Below are 17,040 nucleotides of genomic sequence, written 5' to 3' on the forward strand. Positions count from 1 at the left end.
TAAGCTTTATTTTCGGTAGCTGGCAAACTCAAATGCAATGCCAGTTTTGTCATCCAAATGTTGCTCGGCACTGACTTTCTGGAACGCTGCCGGAATTTCCGGATAATGCGCATCGCCCTGCACATCCAGCTCGACATGGGTCAGTTCCAGACGGTCGGCAATATCCATGGTCTGTTTAAAGATTTCACCACCGCCAATAATAAAAATACTGTCCGGCTTTTCTGAAGCCTGCACATCAGCCACGGCCTGAGTTAAAGCTTCTTCAATTGAATAGGCGACTTTGGTGCCCTCAAAGGCCCAATTTGGATCTCGGGTAATCACCCAATTGACACGTTTCGGTAAGGCACGACCCATTGATTCCAGGGTTTTACGGCCCATCACTACCACGCCGCCCTGGGTAATTTCCTTAAAATGTTTTAAGTCGGCAGAAATATGCCATGGCAAATCATTGGCTTTTCCAATACAGCGCTGCTGATCCATGGCCACCACGTGTACAACTTCTAAACCTTGAAATGCCATGCTGTTTCATCCATATCTCATGCGAAAAATTAACCCTATTAAAATGTAAAATCCCCCTCGATGAAAGGGGGATGGGGCATTTGTCCGGAATTAATTGGCTTTAAACCGCTACCGGGGCCTTAATTGCCGGATGTGACTCATAACCGACAATTTCAATATCTTCAAATTTAAACGCGAACAGATCTTTGACGTCCGGGTTCAGTTTCAGCTGGCACAGCCCCAGCGGTTCACGACTGAGTTGCAGTTGTGCCTGTTCAAAATGGTTGGCATATAAATGGGTATCGCCGCCGGTCCAGACAAAATCACCAACCTCTAGATCACATACCTGGGCAATCATATGGGTCAGCAGCGCATAGCTAGCAATATTGAACGGCACGCCAAGAAATACATCAGCACTACGTTGATACAGCTGGCAAGAGAGTTTGCCGTTATGAACAAAAAACTGGAACAGGGTATGACAAGGCGGTAACGCCACCTGACCGGCTTCCTGCGGATTCCAGCCCGATACAATTAAACGGCGTGAATTCGGGTTGGTTTTAATCTCGTTGATTAGCCAGGAAATCTGGTCAAAACCATCCTGATTGTAGCTGTTATCGGCATTTTTGCTGGCGCCAAAGTTACGCCACTGATGGCCATATACCGGACCAAGCTCGCCTTCAGGACGGCCGAAACGCGCGGTCTGTTCTGCCGTTGACCATTCATCCCAAATCGTAACTTTGTTGTCCTGCAGATACTGAACGTTGGTATCACCTTTCAGGAACCATAACAGTTCAATCACAATTGAACGGAAATGCACTTTTTTGGTGGTTAACAGCGGAAAACCCTGAGACAGATCAAAGCGCATCTGATGACCGAATACAGAACGGGTTCCCGTGCCGGTACGGTCGCCTTTGTCGCCGCCGTGGTCAAGGATATGTTGTAACAGGTCAAGATATTGGCGCATGAAATTCTCTCAATCAAATAGTGATGTGGCTCCTGTGTCGACCTTCATTGCAGCGCAAAAGGCTGGCTGTATTGAAGATCTTGGCTTTAAATGAGCACATAAAAGTGCAGCCATCATAACATTGATGCCGGGCCGAGATGAATATTCATCATCATTAAAAAAGGCATCTTAAAAAAGATGCCTCAGCAAAATAGCGGCAGCTTATGCGGTTGGCCGACCGGTGTGCGGGGTGTAAATCAGATCACTCAGGTCATAACCCAGACTTTTGGCCTGCGCCAGATATTCATTTTGTGTGGCTTCATCCAGCTGTGGATGACGATGCAGCAACCATAAGTATTTGCGGCTCGGGTCACCGACCAGTGCGGTCTGATACTCCGGATCAAGTTTTAAAATCCAGTAATCACCTTTGGTAAACGGAATCCAGCGCAGGCCTTCTGGCAAGAAGCTGACTTCCAGCTTGCCATGTTCAGCATCGACCGGGGTGGCTTCACCAATCGATTCATCTAGTTGACCCTGACCATCCAGACGGCGGTTTTGCACACGCACTTTACCATCTTCATTCAGGCTGTAGGTGGCGGAAATATCGGTACTGTCTTCGGGTTCATGGCGCATTGGCAAACGGGCAATTTCGTACTAGGTGCCCAAATAACGTTGCAGGTTAAAACCGGAAATGGTGTTCAGTTCTGAATTCATAAACAACTTCCTGAATTATTTTCATAAAGACTGCAGTTATTCTAAGCAGGCTGAACGGGATTCGGGTTATTGTTGTTAGCGCTCCTGTTTCGGCATGTATGCAGTGTAAATTCAGCCCGGTTTTCTGTGCATCAACTGCTACACAGGTTATTAAAATGCAAAAAATTGGACAGGAAAATAAAGCTTAGGAGTCAAACCGTTTGGCACGTTGCTGGTAGATCGACACCATAAACAGTCCTACCAAGATAAAGCCGAGTGCTTGCAAGGCCATGGCCCAAAGTTGCATTTTCGGTAGAAACAGCAGTAATACGGCCAGCAGGAGCAGCGGTGCCAGATTCAATCCCCCGTACATCAGTCTGCGCTGATGTTCTGGCCAGGAACGACGATTGCTCCATTGATACAGCAGATGTAAGCCCATGCCCAGAATCAGACTGAGGATGACCCAAAACGGTGGCAGCTGTGCCTGCGTCGAGGCCAGATAAATCAGCAGACAGGTACCAATACAGATCATCAGTTTGAGCTGACGATGACAACGCGCGGAATACCAGAAACTGAGCATTTATGCCTGATCCTGATGTTGATACAGCAATGACAGTGGCGAGAACAGACAAATTGCCAGAGCCATAAAGCCAAGTCCTTGTGCGCCCGGTAATAAAATTTCACCCTGTTGCATATTCATGAAAATTAGTGCCAACAGCAGGGCAATCGGAATCCAGGTCAGCAGGCGATACAGTAAACCGGTGGGACGTTGTGCCGCAAAATGAATTTTGCAGTAACGGCAAATCAGAAAAATAATTCCGGTGCCCATAAACATCAGGATGGCATCATAGGCCAGCGGTTGCATCCAGTATAAAACGCCGGTGACCACTGCAATCAGAATAAACAGCATGAGTTTTTGCAGTACGGATACGTTGGGATTAAACCAGAATTCGAGCATAGCCCACCAGATGAATTGTGCAAGGGTGCATTCACTTTAGCAAAAATGGCATAAAAAAAGCGAGGCAAATGCCTCGCTCCGGTTTAACTATTTTTCTGTGTGCCCCAGTCATAGATTTTTTTTTGGTAGGCGTACCACATCATCCAGAGACCGACCAGAATCATTGGCAGACTCAGGAATTGGCCTTTACTCATCCAGGCAATAAACAGCTGGCCATTGTCCGGTTCGCGGAAGAATTCCACCACAAAACGCGCCAGGCCATAACCAATCAGGAACAGTGCCGAAACTGCCATACGTGGACGCGGTTTGGAACTGAACCACCACAGCAGAATAAATAACAGCAGCCCTTCAAACAGCGCCTGATACAACTGTGATGGATGACGTACCAGCTGTAGTGGATCGGTCGGGAAAATCATGCCCAGTGCAAAGTTTGGATCACTGACCGGACGGCCATATAACTCGCCACCAATAAAGTTACCGATGCGTCCAAACATCAGCCCGGTCGGGACACAGGGTGCAATAAAGTCCAGGGTTTGGAACCAGGTCATCTGGTATTTTTTACACCAGAACAGCATGGCCAGCATGACCCCCAGGAAACCACCGTGGAAACTCATGCCTCCGGTCCAGACCTGAAACAGCCACACCGGGTTGGCCAGAAACTGCTCAAAGCCATAAAAGAACACATAACCGACGCGGCCGCCAATGACCACACCCAGCGCACCGTAAAAGATCAGGTCCGAAACCATGTCCGGTGTCCAGCCACGCTGCTTGGCGCGATAGGTGGCCAGACCCCAGGCAAATAAAAAGGCCAGTAAATACATCAGTCCATACCAGTGGACTTGTAAGGGACCCAGCGATATCGCCACCGGATCAATATTTGGATAGGTCAGCATTCCTGTTCCTTGTCATTCTGTTTTGCACAGATTTTAGCTGAATAAGATGAAAAATGTTGTACATTCAATGTGTAAAGATAGCGAGCAGCAAATTATGTGTATTGTGGCCTTTGCCTGGCAGGTTCTGGATGAGCTGCCTTTATGTTTAATTTCAAACCGTGATGAGTTTTATCAGCGTCCAACTGCGGCGTTGCATGCCTGGGAAAATAGCCCGATTTATGCCGGACAGGACTTGCAGTCGGGTGGCACCTGGATGGGCGTGACCGCCAGCGGCCGCTGGGCCATTGTTACCAATTTTCGTAATGGACAGGATCAGCACAATTATCCGACTTCACGCGGGCATCTGATTCAGGATTTTCTGGAATCTGAATTAAGTCCAATTCGCTTTGCGCAAGCCTTGGAGCCGCGCCAGTGCGATTATGCCGGCTTTAATTTATTTGTCGGCGACCGGGAACAGGCGGTGTATATGAGCAACCGAGGGGAGGCGCCGCAAGTGCTGGCCAAAGGGGTATATGTGGTGTCCAATGGCTTAATGGGCGAGCATTGGGAAAAAACCGGCCATTTGCGTAAACGCTTTACCCAGGAATTTTTACCGATGTTACAGCAAGCCCAGTTGCCAGAAGCAGATCTGCAGCATGCTGCCTGGGATATTTTGGAAGATGAACGCAAGGTGATTGCAGATTTATTGCCAGAAACCGGCATTTCTGTCGAGCTGGAAGAGTTATTGTCGTCGACCTTTATTCAGAGTCCGGCGTATGGTACACGCTGTTCCAATATTTTAAGATTAAATGCTCAGCAATGGCACTGGTTAGAGAAAAGCCAGCAGGGTGAAACCGCCGGGCAGATCGTGGAGCTGAATATTCCACTACAGAAATAAAAAATACCGGCATCAAGCCGGTATTTTTAAGTTTAAGGATGCTTAAGAGAAAGCGTTTTATGCTTGCTCTAGTGCCTCACCTGCAATCGGACCACCGTCTTTACGGGTGATGACCACAGTAGCTGAACGAGGAACTTTACCTAACGCACTGTAGCGGGTACTTTGGTTCGCTGGCCAAGCACCACCTGGATGCTGAACATTGACAAAGATCGCTTTATAGTCAGGTGTAATGGTTACCCCGGTAATTTCACAGCCAGATGGACCAACCAGGAAGCGGCGGACACGGTCATTAGAAAGCTGTGCACCCACAATTGTTTCTTGACCACCTGCTTTAGTACTTGCTGCAATCGCGGTACCGCCATCACCGACTGAACCTGGAAGTGCTGCAAGCATCATACAGTTGGTTTCATCTGTATATTGACCATCATCGGTTTGAATCCAAAGGATACCACGTGGGTCAAACCACATACCATCCGGGCTAGAGAAGTCGTTCATATCGTCTAGACCAGACAGGTTGATGTTTGACTCAGCGCGTGCTTCAGCACCAAATAAGAAGATATCCCATTTAAATGCTGTAGCGGCTACCGTGTCGCCTTCTTCACGGAAGCGAATAATATGACCATTCATGTTTCCGAAATTACTTGCGCTTGTGCCCTTGAAGTCAATATAGCTACGTGGGTTAGCGGCATCAGTTGGATACGAACGACCACGGCTGCTGTTATTGGTTAAGGTGACATAAACTTCGCCATTTTCAGGGTTCACTGCAACCCATTCTGGGCGGTCCATTTTGGTTGCACCAACGTGGTCTGCAGCAAGACGGGCATGAACAACGACATCATCCTGACCGGAGAAAGGATAGATTGCATTCGCAGAGGTGAGGCCATTCTGGTTATGCGACAGTTCTAACCATTCACCGGTACCATCATCATTGAACTTGGCAACATATAATGTACCGTTATTCATATATTTGTCGCCAGCAGCATAGCCGCCGTTTACATCTTTAGGGTCCCACACTGCATCTGATACGAACTTATAGATATATTCACCTGTCGCATCATCACCCATATAGAACGCTAATGGCTGACCAGGGATCGGGTTACTACAACGACAATCTTCATGTGCAAAACGGCCGAGTGCAGTACGTTTTACTGGACGTTCAGTTGCGCTAAACGGGTCAATTTCAACAATAAAGCCACAAGTGTTCATGACATTACGGTAGTCTGCTAGCGCGTTTTCACCTTTAACTGAAATATCCCAACGATCATACAGATCTTTGTCACCAGTTAACTCGGCAACTGGAGTGTTCCATAAATATTGCGAAGAACGGGCATTAGCACCACCACGACCATAACGTGATAAGGCAATTTCTTCTTTTGCAATGGCACGTGTGTCATTGGCTTGACGAGCGAAATAACCGCTCCAGTTTTCTTCTGCAGTCAGATATGTCCCCCAAGGTGTATAACCGTTACCGCAGTTTGCAAATGTACCACGTGTTAAAGTACCGTCTTGAGAGAATCGGGTTTTAACCAGATCAGAACCGCGCGCTGGACCACGGATTTCCATTTCAGTTGCGGCAGTAATACGACGGTTAAATTCAGAATTTAAATTAATTTTAACGTCTTGGGTATTTTCATCTTTGCTAATTTCAACAACAGATACACCGTGAGCATTTACTTCACGTAAAACCTGATCTTCAGGGCGGATGCCATCTACTGAAATCGTGCCCACAGGGGTATGTAACTGAGATTGCTGCAGATACTCATGGTTTAATACCAGCAAGCCTTGTTTTGATTCTTTGGCAGCATAGTTTTTGTTGGTTGGGTGCATACCGAAGAAGCTCATACCATCATGGTTATCGCCGGCACGGAATTGATAAGATGCACCTGATGGTAGTTCAGCATCGGTTTTTTCTGGATAAGTAGGGTTAATTGGATCGCCTACTGCATATAACACTTTTAGCTGGTAACCTGCAGGAACACTGAAGAAGTTCGCTGTATTTTTTCTCACAGGTTCAAAGGTTAATTTATTTGGGCGGGCGTTCAGATCGCTCCACTCATGCTGATCAGGAGAGGTTGTGTCTGGAGGAGTAGTTGGATTTTCACCTGAATTAGCAGAATCATTATCATCATCTGAACAGCCGCTCACGCTTGCTGCAAATGCTAATGCCATTGCCCCACTTGTAGTTTTTGCAATAAAACCACGACGATTCATATGTTGATCAAGAATCGTTTGAAAATGCGTATTATTTGAAGTGTTACTATCTTCGGTCAGATCCTGACACGGAATCATTTCATCGTTGTTCATTTAAAAGTCCTAGCTTTTCTTTAATGGCTTGGTTGCTGCTTAAAAGCTAGAAATAAACTACCCGCTGAATATGACAGTACCTTGAAGAAAATATTTCAAAAAAGTTAAATAAGAACAATGGTTTACTAAAATAAAAAAGAGCAGCCGGAGCTGCTCTTTTTTAATCGGGTTTGTAAAAACTTATTCTGCAGCCAGCCGACGCTTCTCAATCAGCTTGCCTGCAAATAAGCCCAATTCGAATAACATCCACATTGGAAGAGCCAGCATAATCATCGACAGTGCATCCGGTGGGGTAACAAACATCGAAACAAAGAAACAGCCAACAATAATAAAGCGGCGTTTCTCGACCAGCTGCTGGGTACTGACCACACCAATTAAAATCAGTAATAGGGTAATAATTGGAATTTCAAAGGTAAACCCGAACACCAAAAACAGCTTCAAACAAAAGGTCAGATAGCTATTAATATCCGTCATCGGGGCAACCGTTTCCGGCGACACACTGATGAAAAAATGCAAAATTGACGGCAGTGCAATAAAGTAAGCAAATGAAATCCCAATATAGAACAGGGCAATACTGCTTATGAGCAACGGCAATGCCAGGCTTTTCTCTTTTTCATATAATGCTGGTTTTACGAAAGCCCACAGCTGATAAATAATAAACGGCATCGCAATCATCAACGCCACAAAAAAGTTCAGCTTAAACGGTGCCATAAAGGTGGCCGTGACATCGGTAGCAATCATGGTCGATGAAGTCGGCAACTGCGCACGCAGCGGCTCAGATAAAATCTGATAGGTGCGATTGGCAAAAGGCAATAAGCAGAAAAACAGCGCAATAACCAGGCCCACAATCTTAAATAAATGCTTGCGCAGAATCACCAGATGTTTGGTGATCGGCATTTCTTCTAAAGCAGCTTGCTCGCCCACTGTCGCCGCTGGCAATTGAGAAGGAGAACTTTGACTCATACAGCCACCTTATAATCGGTAAATTGTGATGTGGTCGGAGGGATAGCTTCAGTCGCGGTTAGCGGTTGATGCTGAGGACGCAGCAACAGCGAAGGTTGCGGGGCAATAAAGGTATAACGCGTCGGCAAATTTTTATTATCCGTTGCAGCGGTCTGGTTCGGTTGTTCTTCCGCGAATATTTTTTGTTGTTTTAGCTCATGCATCTGAGACTGCATTTTTTGCTCAAGTTCCTGAATACGTGCCATTTCCTGTTGCATCTGTTCACGCAGTTCAGAAAGTCGAAGTTCCCGATCAATATCATTTTGCACATTGCTGATGGTACGTTTAATTTTGCCGTACCACTTTCCAACAAAACGTGCAGCTTCAGGCAGCTTTTCTGGACCCAGCACCAATAATGTAATGATGCCGAAAAACAGCAGCTCCGTCATTCCAATATTGAGCATAACAAAATTACCTGAAAAATTATTGTTTTACAGTCGTGTTAACATCAGATGATGTCGCCTGATGTTCAATGGTCCGTGGCTCGTTCAGGGCCGCAGTGGTCGTTTCATCATCTTTAATTGATTTTTTAAAGTCTTTAACCGCACCGCCCACATCTTTACCCAGGTTTTTCAGTTTAGATGTACCAAACAGAAGAATTACCACAATTGCAAAAATCAGAACGTGCCAGATCGATAAACCAGCCATAATATTTACCTCTTTTTAATTCAAGACATATCTCAACAGGTCTAGATGACAGCGAGGTGACAGGAATATTGCGATTCAAAGACAACAGATGGGCTAAAAGCATGTTTTGCCATCAATTATGTTAGGATAATCACCACTTTTTACCTTTCTGTGTACCCGCATGGTGCTGCTGCTTCCGTTAATTTCATTTCTGATTGGATACTTCGGGGTCGCGTATTTAAAGCCGGTGCGTCCGGTGCTAGCGATGTTACTGGCCCGGCTGTTTATTCCGTTACTGATTATCTACAACATGGTGTTTTATCAGGACGGCAGCTTGTGGCTGATTGGTTTTAGTCTGATCAGTTCCATCCTTTTCTTTGCGGTCTTTTATATCTTGCAAAAAGATAAACTGATCGCACTGTGCTTCAGTTATTTAAATGGGGCCTGGCTGGGTTTTCCCTTTGCCTTGGCCCTGTTTGGACCTGCGGCCAGCAGTATTATTGTGGCGCTGTATATTGGCGGATCCTTATTTGGCAATGTTTGTGCGGTGATGGCGGTGAGCCAGACCCGGCAAGAATTAAAGTTTATTGTTAAAAATGTGCTGCTTTCACCGCCGGTGATTGCCCTGAGTCTGGCGGGTATTCTGTCTTTTTGGGATGTGAGCCAGTTTGAACATCAGACCTGGCTACAAGTCATTTACCAAAGCAATAAAGTACTGGTGACCTTTGCCGGCATGTGTGTGCTGGGGATGTGGCTGAGTAAAGTCCGGATTGGCTGGGCTGACTTAAAACGCAGCTTGGGTTTACTGGTCGCACGTATTCCGCTGGCCTTGTTGCTATGTGCTGTGGCGTACTGGTGTTTACCCATTCCGCAGCAGACCTTGATTTATGCCGTCATGCTGATGTTTTTCCTGCTGCCACCGGCTGCCAATATTGTGGCACTAGAAACCCATTATCAGGGCACCGGTGATTCTGCCAAATATATTGCCTCAGGAACGATTGCCAGTGCGATTTTGATTGGCGTATATGGCGTGGTGGTGCATGCGGTGGTGCCGGGTTTATAAATCAAAAAGTTCTCTCTCCCTTTGGGAGAGAGTTAGAGAGAGGGTATAAAAGTTTTTGAAAGTCCTTCTTTATTAAAGAGGGGGATTTACGGAAACCCTTTGTAGAAATGAGCAATATTTTAGCGTCAGAAGAAAGATGTATAGAAGAATCTCTCCCAGCCTCCCTTTTTCAAAGGGAGGAGTTTTAAAAGGATGTTACTTCTCCAAACTCGCTTTAAACAGCTGCATCGCCTGACCTCGATGGCTGATCTTATTTTTTTCTTCCTTGCTCATTTCTGCGCTGGAAATCCCCAGTTCCGGTAACCAGAACAGTGGATCATAACCAAAACCATTTTCACCACGTGGAGCATCCAGAATTTCACCTTGCCAGATGCCCTGGAAAATTTGTGGTAAAGGATCTTCGGCATGCTGCACCAGGGCCAGCACACAAACAAACATCCCTTCAATCGCTGTTCCATCTTTGCGTAAAGGCTGTAAGTCTGCCAGCAGTTTTTCATTATTGGCGGCATCATTGCCATGTGCGCCGGCATAACGGGCAGAGTAAATTCCCGGTGCGCCGTCCAGTGCCGGTACGCAAATCCCGGAATCATCAGCAATCGCGGGTTTGCCAGAAATTTTAGAGGCATGACGCGCTTTAATAATCGCATTTTCAACAAAGCTCAGGCCATCTTCAATGGCATCTTCAATATTAAGCTGGCCTTGCGGGATGACATCAACCGGTAAATTCAGTTCTGCAAACAGTTTTTCAAATTCCGCAATTTTGCCTTTGTTATTGCTGGCTAGAACCAGGGTGCCTTGAGAGAGCCAAGCAGGTGCAGTCATCTCGAATTACTCATGATTGAAAACATGCCGGCTAGTTTAACCGAAAACCACCAGACAGCAGGCATGAAAAAAGCACCCGAAGGTGCTAGTGTTTTTGAACCTGGCTTATTGCGCCTGAATCCATTTGTCGGCACGGTCACGCGCCTGACGAATCTGTTCCTGGGTCAGGTTGGCAGCTAAAGCCGTTTTTTTGCCTTCAGATAAAGAAATCACTTTATTGTCGAGCATGCCATCACGGGTAGACAGTTCATACCACTGATAAGCACCCATATAGTTTTTCTTTTTCTCTTCCATCATCGCCAAGTTAAAGCTGGCGCGATTATCACCGCGGCTGGCCGCTTTTTCAAAATACTGACGGGCCAGGACTTCATCTTTTTTGGTGCCAATGCCATCAGCCAGCATACGGCCTACGTTCAATTGGGCTGAAGACAGTCCCTGATCGGCAGCGGCTTTATACCAGGCAAAGGCCTGACGTTCATCTTTGGCGACATCCTGACCATGCAGATATTTGGTTGCCAGATAGAACTGCGCACCGGCCTGACCGGCTTTGGCAGCTTTAATCAAACCCTGAATGTCCATCACCGAATACTGGGCGGCCTGGCTCGATACCGAACTGCCTGGTGCCACATAATCTGCATGCACCTGCAGGCTAAAAAGTCCAACCAGTAGCGTCGTGCTTAATAATAATTTTTTCATAGAGCGCTCACTCGATAAATTGCGACTTCACCAAACAGATTCGGGATATGTTTACTGAGTAAACTAACTTGTTGATCCCCATTCACAGCGAGTCGATTAATAATACGGATATTGTTTTCAGCACAGAGTGCTTCGAAATCACGGAAAGTACAGAGGTGGATGTTTGGGGTGTTGTACCACATATACGGCAAAGCTTCTGAAACCGGCATTTTTCCTTTCAGTGCCAGGAAAGAACGGGCCTTCCAGTGGGCAAAGTTCGGAAAGGTAATAATCGCCTGTTTTCCGACACGCACCATATCACGCAATAATACGTCAGGTGCATCTACAGCTTGCAAGGCTTGTGCCATGACCACATAGTCAAAAGACTGGTCGGCAAAGCGGCTTAAACCGAGGTTTAAGTCTTGTTGGATGATATTTAACCCCCGACTGACGGCAATTGCAATCTTTTCTTGGTCAATTTCCAGGCCGTAAGCACGAATATTGTGCTTTTTACTCATGTGGGCCAGCAGTTCACCATCACCACAACCGAGGTCTAAAACGCGGGAACCGGGCTTAATCCACTTTTCGGCAAGTTGCTGATCAATACGCATTACACAGCCTCCTGCGGGGTTGCCTTGAGGTGTTCTGCACCTCCCAAAAATGCTCTTAAAGATTTGACATATAACGGAATCGGGAACAGGAAGGAGTCATGGCCCTGTTCGGCATCAATATCTAAATAGCTGACCGGTTTATGGTTGCTAATCAGCGCATCGACAATTTCCTGCGAACGCGAAGGCGAGAAACGCCAGTCGGTGGTAAACGAAATCACCAGGAACTGGCATTGGGTATGGGCCATGGCCTGTACCAGCGACTGTTCGTATTCACGCGACGGATCAAAATAATCCAGCGCCTTGGTCATAATTAAATAGGTGTTGGCATCAAAGTTACGGCTGAACTGTTCACCTTGATAGCGCAAATAGCTTTCCACCTGAAACTCGACATCGAAACCGTACATGAATTTGCCCAGTTTCAGGTCACGGCCAAATTTCTGCTTCATGGCTTCTTCAGACAGATAGGTGATGTGTCCGACCATCCGCGCCAGAATCAGGCCACGTTTTGGATAGCTGTCATGTTCCAGATAACGGCCATGATGAAAATCAGGATCTGAAAGAATCGACTGACGCGCGACTTCATTAAAGGCAATATTCTGTGCCGACAGTTTTGGCGCACTGGCAATAATCACACATTTTTCCAGACGGTCCGGATAATCAACCGACCATTGCAAGGCCTGCATGCCCCCCAAAGAACCGCCAATCACTGCATACCATTTTTGAATGCCTAAGCGGTCTGATAGCATGGCCTGGGTTTTGACCCAGTCACGCACCGTCACCAGCGGGAAATCCGGACCATAAGGGCGGTTTTCATTTTCCGGGTTGGGTGAGGTTGGACCGGTCGAACCATGACAGCCACCAATATTGTTCAGTGCCACCACAAAGAATTTAGAGGTATCAATGGCTTTGCCCGGACCAATACAGCTGTCCCACCAGCCAGACTTTTTATCATCTTCATGATGATAGCCCGCCGCATGATGATGCCCGGACAGGGCATGGCAGATTAAAATGGCATTGGATTTGTCGGCATTCAAGCTTCCGTAAGTTTCAACCATCAGTTCAAAACGTGGCAGAATGCGTCCACATTCCAGCTCTAACGGCTCTTCAAATTGAAACTGTTGTGGCGTTACGACACCCACAGAGTTAGCAGGGAAAGACACAGGAATAATTCGCCTTAGAATCTTTAGAATGAATAAATAAAAAGGATACCACTTGGGGTATCCTTTCTAAAGTACTTTATGTGCTTAAACGGCAGCAGCAACCAATTGTTCTTTGCTTAATACGCCCTGATCAATCAGACGGTTAGTGCTGGCAATAATGGCTTCAATGGATGAAGTCACAATGTTGTCATGCACCCCGGCACCAAAGGCAGATTTACCGGTACCTTTCACCTGCAACTCAACCAAGGCCAAGGCTTTGGCATTGGCACCCGAGCTGATGCCGCGTTCTTCATAGTTCAAGACATCAATTGGTAACTGCAAGGCATCCAAAATGGCCGAGATCGGACCGTTACCTTCACCGCGCAACTGCTGTGTCGAGCCATTCACCACCACTTCAAGTTCAATTACCTGTTTGCCATTGTCATCAGACAATTTATAGCTCTTGGCAGAATAATGTGAATCTTTGGCATCGACATAGGTTTGCTGGAACAATGACCAGATTTGCTGTGCTGAAATTTCAGTGCCTTCTTCATCGGTCACTTGCTGCACCACTTGCGAGAACTCGATTTGTACACGACGCGGCAACACCACGTTGTAGTTCGATTCTAACAAGTAAGCAATCCCGCCTTTACCTGACTGCGAGTTCACCCGAATCACGGCATCATAGTCACGGCCCAAGTCTTTCGGATCGATTGGCAAGTAAGGCATATCCCAGATTTCTTCGTTTTTCTGGTATTCAAAGCCTTTTTTAATCGCATCCTGGTGTGAACCCGAGAACGCCGTGAACACCAAATCACCGGCATATGGATGACGTGGATGCACAGGTAAACCGGTACATTCTTCTACGGTCGCAATAATTTCGTTGATGTTAGAGAAATCCAATTCTGGTGCCACGCCCTGGGTGTACATGTTCAAGGCAATTGCTGCCACGTCAACGTTACCGGTACGCTCGCCGTTACCAAACACACAACCTTCAACACGGTCAGCACCGGCCATAATTGCCAATTCAGAGGCAGCAATACCACAGCCACGGTCGTTATGACAGTGAACAGAGATGATCACCCCGTCACGACGTTTGATGTTGCGGTGCATCCACTCGACCTGGTCGGCATATACGTTTGGAGTCGAAACTTCTACAGTCGCAGGCAAGTTTAAGATGACTTTGTTTTCAGGAGAAGCTTCCCAGATTTCAGTCACGGCGTCACAGACATCTTTAGCCACTTCCAATTCAGTTGCGGTGAAACATTCCGGGCTGTACTGGAAAATCCAGTCGGTTTCAGGATATTGCGCTGCGTATTCTTTCACTTTTTCAGCAGCGTTAATGGCCAACTGTTTGGCACCCGCGACATCAACATTCAAGACTTTTTGACGGAAGGTTGGCGAGTTGGAGTTATAGATATGTACAATCGCGCGTTTTGCACCTTCCAATGCTTCAAAGGTACGCTGAATCAAATGGTCACGTGCCTGAACCAAAACCTCGATATACACATCATCTGGAATGTGGTTTTCTTCAATCAATTTACGGGTGAAATCGAAGTCAATTTGTGAAGCAGACGGGAAGCCAATTTCAATATGCTTAAAGCCAATTTTCACCAACATCTGGAACATTTTGAACTTCTGTTCAATGCTCATTGGTTCGAAAATTGCCTGGTTACCATCACGCAGGTCGGTGCTCATCCAGATAGGCGCTTTTGTAATTTCGTTGTTCGGCCATTGACGGTCTGGCAAGTCAACACGTTGATACATGCGACGATATTTTTTACTTGGATCAGCCAACATCATGAGGTAACTCCTTGTGAAGCATGGGTTGCTTAAGCTTATAAAAAAGCAACGTACTACTTATATAGATGGTATCTATGGTATCAATTTACAAGCGTATTTCCGGAAAATATTAGGATCAGTCCACATTTTCAGAAAGAGTTGCTACCTGGCTGGTACCGTTCGCGGTCTTGCAAATTCCTAAGATAAATATAAGCCAACTGAAGTGGAAATTATTCTCTTAATTTGCATCATTAAAGGTTGTGGAGATAAAAAATTTCACTGGATCTGGTTTTTGTGAAAAATATAGCGACTATTGATCTCTTGCAGGCGCGCCGTTCCCATTAAAGCCATGGTCACTTCCAGTTCTTCCCGCAAAATTTTAATCACATGCGCCACACCTAACGCACCGGCTACTGCCAGACCATAAATATACGGCCGGCCAATCAGCACGGCGGATGCGCCCAAGGCCAGCGCCTTAAAAATATCGGAGCCGCGGCGGATGCCACCATCCAGCACTAAGGGAAAATTTGCCGGCAGTTGTGTGCGTATCATCTGTAGAGCTGTCAGTGGGCTAATGCAGTCATCTAGCACCCGGCCACCATGATTGGAAATGACCAGTCCCTGTACACCGTATTGCAATGCCAGTTGAGCATCTTCAGGATGCACAATGCCTTTGAGCAGCACCGGTAAAGACGTTTGCTGTACCAGCCAGGCGATATCTTCCCAGGTCGGTGCCTGTTGCATCAGACCATCAAACAGGGGATGTTGCTCTGGCCTGAGGATGGGGGATGTAAAGGAAGATAGATGCGGATGAGGCAGATGCGCCGGCACTTGAAAACCGGCCCGACGTTCACGGTCACGAACGCCGCTATGCGGTGAATCGACGGTCACCACAATGGCTTTAAACTGTTGTTGCTCTGCCAGTTGCACCAGTGCCAGCGATTGTTCGCGATTGCCTTGCCAATACAGCTGAAACCATTTAAGAGAGGTTGTTGGCGCAACTTCACGCAGATCGGTAGTACTTAAATGACTCAGGACCAGATTACTGCCCACTGCTTCTGCTGCGAGGGCAGTGGCCAGTTCGCCCTGTGGATGAAACAGTTGCTGATGGCCAACCGGGGCTAGAAAAATTGGATGGGGAAATTCCTGCCCGAACAGTTCGCAGCGGGTATGGCCTTGGCTCAGGTCACGCAGCATTCTGGGCAGCAGTTGCAGCTGCTGAAACTGGTCCAGATTCTGTTGCAGGCTGCGCTCATCCATCGCGCCCCCTTGTAAATAGTGCCAGGTGGTCGGCGTTAAATGCTTGCTGGCCTGAGCTTCATAGTCGGCAATAGTTTGCAGATAAGCGGGAATCTGAGTAAGCGGCGGCAGTGGCTGGGCAGGCATCATAGTTCGCCCCATTGACGTAGCAGATTATGATAATGCGCGGTCAGTTGCAGCACTTGTTCATTATCGCCAAGTTGCTGGCGTAGTTGGCCGATGGTCATATCCAAATTAAACAGCATGCTGCGCTGCCAGTCATCGCGAATCATGCTTTGTGCCCAGGTAAAGGCGGCAATGCGCCGGCCGGCAGTAACCGGTTCTACCCGATGCAGGCTGGTGGCGGGATAGAGAATCACATCGCCGGCATCCAGTTTAACCTCATGTGCGCCATAGGTATCTTCAATCACCAGTTCGCCACCTTGATATTCTTCCGGTTCAGACAAAAATAAGGTCATGGAAACATCAGTACGAATCAGCTGCTGATGTGCAGCCGAATAATGCACGGCGCTGTCGACATGATTGCCATACGTCCCTTGCTGCTGATAGCAGTTAAACATTGGCCGCAGAATATGTTTGGCTAAGGTCGCAGATTGTACCAGTGGATGCTGTCTCAGTGCCTGTTCAATCTGTTCAGCCAGCGCTGGATACACCAGATGCTGTGGGTCAAATTGCAGATTGTGTTTGCTTTTCTTGGCCTGTGGCCCGGCACTGTGCTGGCCATCAATCCAGGCGGTGTGCTGGTCGAGCTGCTGACGGATGTCAGCCACGGCCGCTTTACTGAGAACTTGAGGAACATGCAGCATCATGAGACTTGAATCATCCTTCAGACAGAGCGCTGTCTGTCATCATAAAGCCAAATAAAAAATGAAGCAGCATTTCAGATAAATGCT

At 47.0% G+C, this 17,040-nt stretch carries 18 protein-coding genes and 1 pseudogene; 2 read left to right on the forward strand and 17 right to left on the reverse strand.

The window, feature by feature from the left end:
- Window positions 1-6: 6 nt before the first annotated feature.
- From FTU50_RS01185 to lgt, 6 genes and pseudogenes are all read right to left on the reverse strand, one after another.
- Entirely contained in the window at window positions 7-519 is a 513-nt protein-coding gene (locus FTU50_RS01185) for a dihydrofolate reductase (protein ID WP_016658548.1), read from the reverse strand.
- Window positions 520-619: 100 nt separating this feature from the next.
- Window positions 620-1,462, reverse strand: a complete 843-nt coding sequence (thyA, locus tag FTU50_RS01190) for a thymidylate synthase (RefSeq protein ID WP_005180203.1) — start codon at window positions 1,460-1,462, stop codon at window positions 620-622.
- 201 nt (window positions 1,463-1,663) lie between these two features.
- A pseudogene (locus tag FTU50_RS01195) lies at window positions 1,664-2,155 on the reverse strand (lipocalin family protein).
- Between the two features lie 184 nt (window positions 2,156-2,339).
- A complete protein-coding gene (locus tag FTU50_RS01200) occupies window positions 2,340-2,714 on the reverse strand; it encodes a hypothetical protein (protein ID WP_005180197.1) in 375 nt (124 codons plus the stop codon).
- Window positions 2,715-3,092 carry a hypothetical protein gene (locus tag FTU50_RS01205; protein WP_180062602.1) on the reverse strand — a complete coding sequence of 126 codons (378 nt, stop codon included), beginning with the start codon at window positions 3,090-3,092 and terminating at the stop codon, window positions 2,715-2,717.
- A gap of 83 nt (window positions 3,093-3,175) precedes the next feature.
- Complete coding sequence (gene lgt, locus FTU50_RS01210) at window positions 3,176-3,985, reverse strand: prolipoprotein diacylglyceryl transferase (protein ID WP_180062603.1); 810 nt, start codon at window positions 3,983-3,985, stop codon at window positions 3,176-3,178.
- Between the two features lie 94 nt (window positions 3,986-4,079).
- On the opposite strand from lgt, the gene FTU50_RS01215 reads away from it, so the two are divergent.
- Entirely contained in the window at window positions 4,080-4,862 is a 783-nt protein-coding gene (locus FTU50_RS01215) for an NRDE family protein (protein WP_104989342.1), read from the forward strand.
- 57 nt (window positions 4,863-4,919) lie between these two features.
- Here the strand turns inward: FTU50_RS01215 and FTU50_RS01220 are convergent, their stop codons facing one another.
- From FTU50_RS01220 to tatA, 4 genes are all read right to left on the reverse strand, one after another.
- A complete protein-coding gene (locus tag FTU50_RS01220; RefSeq protein WP_180062604.1) occupies window positions 4,920-7,166 on the reverse strand; it encodes a PhoX family phosphatase in 2,247 nt (748 codons plus the stop codon).
- 180 nt (window positions 7,167-7,346) lie between these two features.
- A complete protein-coding gene (gene tatC / locus FTU50_RS01225; protein WP_171431653.1) occupies window positions 7,347-8,129 on the reverse strand; it encodes a twin-arginine translocase subunit TatC in 783 nt (260 codons plus the stop codon).
- Window positions 8,126-8,572 (reverse strand): Sec-independent protein translocase protein TatB, encoded by a 447-nt coding sequence (tatB, locus tag FTU50_RS01230; protein WP_180062605.1) that lies wholly within the window; start codon window positions 8,570-8,572, stop codon window positions 8,126-8,128. The genes tatC and tatB overlap by 4 nt, the downstream gene beginning before the upstream one ends.
- Before the next feature lie 19 nt (window positions 8,573-8,591).
- On the reverse strand, window positions 8,592-8,816 hold the full coding sequence (gene tatA / locus FTU50_RS01235) for a Sec-independent protein translocase subunit TatA (protein ID WP_005180185.1): 225 nt from the start codon (window positions 8,814-8,816) through the stop codon (window positions 8,592-8,594).
- A gap of 160 nt (window positions 8,817-8,976) precedes the next feature.
- On the opposite strand from tatA, the gene FTU50_RS01240 reads away from it, so the two are divergent.
- Complete coding sequence (locus tag FTU50_RS01240; RefSeq protein WP_180046677.1) at window positions 8,977-9,858, forward strand: permease; 882 nt, start codon at window positions 8,977-8,979, stop codon at window positions 9,856-9,858.
- A 195-nt stretch (window positions 9,859-10,053) separates the two neighbouring features.
- Here FTU50_RS01240 and rdgB read toward each other — a convergent pair whose 3' ends face one another.
- From rdgB to FTU50_RS01275, 7 genes are all read right to left on the reverse strand, one after another.
- The gene (gene rdgB / locus FTU50_RS01245; protein ID WP_104498068.1) at window positions 10,054-10,680 is read right to left on the reverse strand and encodes an RdgB/HAM1 family non-canonical purine NTP pyrophosphatase; all 627 of its coding nucleotides are present in this window, start codon (window positions 10,678-10,680) and stop codon (window positions 10,054-10,056) included.
- A gap of 105 nt (window positions 10,681-10,785) precedes the next feature.
- Window positions 10,786-11,376: a tetratricopeptide repeat protein gene (locus FTU50_RS01250; RefSeq protein ID WP_075167424.1), complete on the reverse strand. Its 591-nt coding sequence runs from the start codon at window positions 11,374-11,376 to the stop codon at window positions 10,786-10,788.
- Window positions 11,373-11,966 carry a methionine biosynthesis protein MetW gene (gene metW, locus FTU50_RS01255; protein ID WP_016658558.1) on the reverse strand — a complete coding sequence of 198 codons (594 nt, stop codon included), beginning with the start codon at window positions 11,964-11,966 and terminating at the stop codon, window positions 11,373-11,375. Before metW ends, FTU50_RS01250 begins: the two co-directional genes overlap by 4 nt.
- Window positions 11,966-13,126, reverse strand: a complete 1,161-nt coding sequence (locus tag FTU50_RS01260) for a homoserine O-acetyltransferase (RefSeq protein ID WP_005180176.1) — start codon at window positions 13,124-13,126, stop codon at window positions 11,966-11,968. The genes metW and FTU50_RS01260 overlap by 1 nt, the downstream gene beginning before the upstream one ends.
- A gap of 84 nt (window positions 13,127-13,210) precedes the next feature.
- The gene (gene leuA / locus FTU50_RS01265; RefSeq protein WP_005180175.1) at window positions 13,211-14,908 is read right to left on the reverse strand and encodes a 2-isopropylmalate synthase; all 1,698 of its coding nucleotides are present in this window, start codon (window positions 14,906-14,908) and stop codon (window positions 13,211-13,213) included.
- Between the two features lie 255 nt (window positions 14,909-15,163).
- Window positions 15,164-16,276, reverse strand: coding sequence for an alpha-hydroxy acid oxidase (locus FTU50_RS01270; protein ID WP_373685461.1), 1,113 nt, complete (start codon window positions 16,274-16,276; stop codon window positions 15,164-15,166).
- Window positions 16,273-16,956 carry a Fe2+-dependent dioxygenase gene (locus tag FTU50_RS01275; protein WP_104499714.1) on the reverse strand — a complete coding sequence of 228 codons (684 nt, stop codon included), beginning with the start codon at window positions 16,954-16,956 and terminating at the stop codon, window positions 16,273-16,275. Before FTU50_RS01275 ends, FTU50_RS01270 begins: the two co-directional genes overlap by 4 nt.
- Between the last annotated feature and the right edge of the window lie 84 nt (window positions 16,957-17,040).

It is taken from the genome of Acinetobacter sp. YH12112 (genome assembly GCF_013418945.1).
GTDB classification, from domain to species: domain Bacteria; phylum Pseudomonadota; class Gammaproteobacteria; order Pseudomonadales; family Moraxellaceae; genus Acinetobacter; species Acinetobacter indicus.

Coding starts and splice junctions, on each gene's coding strand:
- FTU50_RS01185 (WP_016658548.1), bottom strand. CDS start 519: ATGGCATTTCAAGGTTTAGAAGTTGTACACGTGGTGGCCATGGATCAG.
- thyA (WP_005180203.1), bottom strand. CDS start 1,462: ATGCGCCAATATCTTGACCTGTTACAACATATCCTTGACCACGGCGGC.
- FTU50_RS01200 (WP_005180197.1), bottom strand. CDS start 2,714: ATGCTCAGTTTCTGGTATTCCGCGCGTTGTCATCGTCAGCTCAAACTG.
- FTU50_RS01205 (WP_180062602.1), bottom strand. CDS start 3,092: ATGCTCGAATTCTGGTTTAATCCCAACGTATCCGTACTGCAAAAACTC.
- lgt (WP_180062603.1), bottom strand. CDS start 3,985: ATGCTGACCTATCCAAATATTGATCCGGTGGCGATATCGCTGGGTCCC.
- FTU50_RS01215 (WP_104989342.1), top strand. CDS start 4,080: ATGTGTATTGTGGCCTTTGCCTGGCAGGTTCTGGATGAGCTGCCTTTA.
- FTU50_RS01220 (WP_180062604.1), bottom strand. CDS start 7,166: ATGAACAACGATGAAATGATTCCGTGTCAGGATCTGACCGAAGATAGT.
- tatC (WP_171431653.1), bottom strand. CDS start 8,129: ATGAGTCAAAGTTCTCCTTCTCAATTGCCAGCGGCGACAGTGGGCGAG.
- tatB (WP_180062605.1), bottom strand. CDS start 8,572: ATGCTCAATATTGGAATGACGGAGCTGCTGTTTTTCGGCATCATTACA.
- tatA (WP_005180185.1), bottom strand. CDS start 8,816: ATGGCTGGTTTATCGATCTGGCACGTTCTGATTTTTGCAATTGTGGTA.
- FTU50_RS01240 (WP_180046677.1), top strand. CDS start 8,977: ATGGTGCTGCTGCTTCCGTTAATTTCATTTCTGATTGGATACTTCGGG.
- rdgB (WP_104498068.1), bottom strand. CDS start 10,680: ATGACTGCACCTGCTTGGCTCTCTCAAGGCACCCTGGTTCTAGCCAGC.
- FTU50_RS01250 (WP_075167424.1), bottom strand. CDS start 11,376: ATGAAAAAATTATTATTAAGCACGACGCTACTGGTTGGACTTTTTAGC.
- metW (WP_016658558.1), bottom strand. CDS start 11,966: ATGCGTATTGATCAGCAACTTGCCGAAAAGTGGATTAAGCCCGGTTCC.
- leuA (WP_005180175.1), bottom strand. CDS start 14,908: ATGATGTTGGCTGATCCAAGTAAAAAATATCGTCGCATGTATCAACGT.
- FTU50_RS01270 (WP_373685461.1), bottom strand. CDS start 16,276: ATGATGCCTGCCCAGCCACTGCCGCCGCTTACTCAGATTCCCGCTTAT.
- FTU50_RS01275 (WP_104499714.1), bottom strand. CDS start 16,956: ATGATGCTGCATGTTCCTCAAGTTCTCAGTAAAGCGGCCGTGGCTGAC.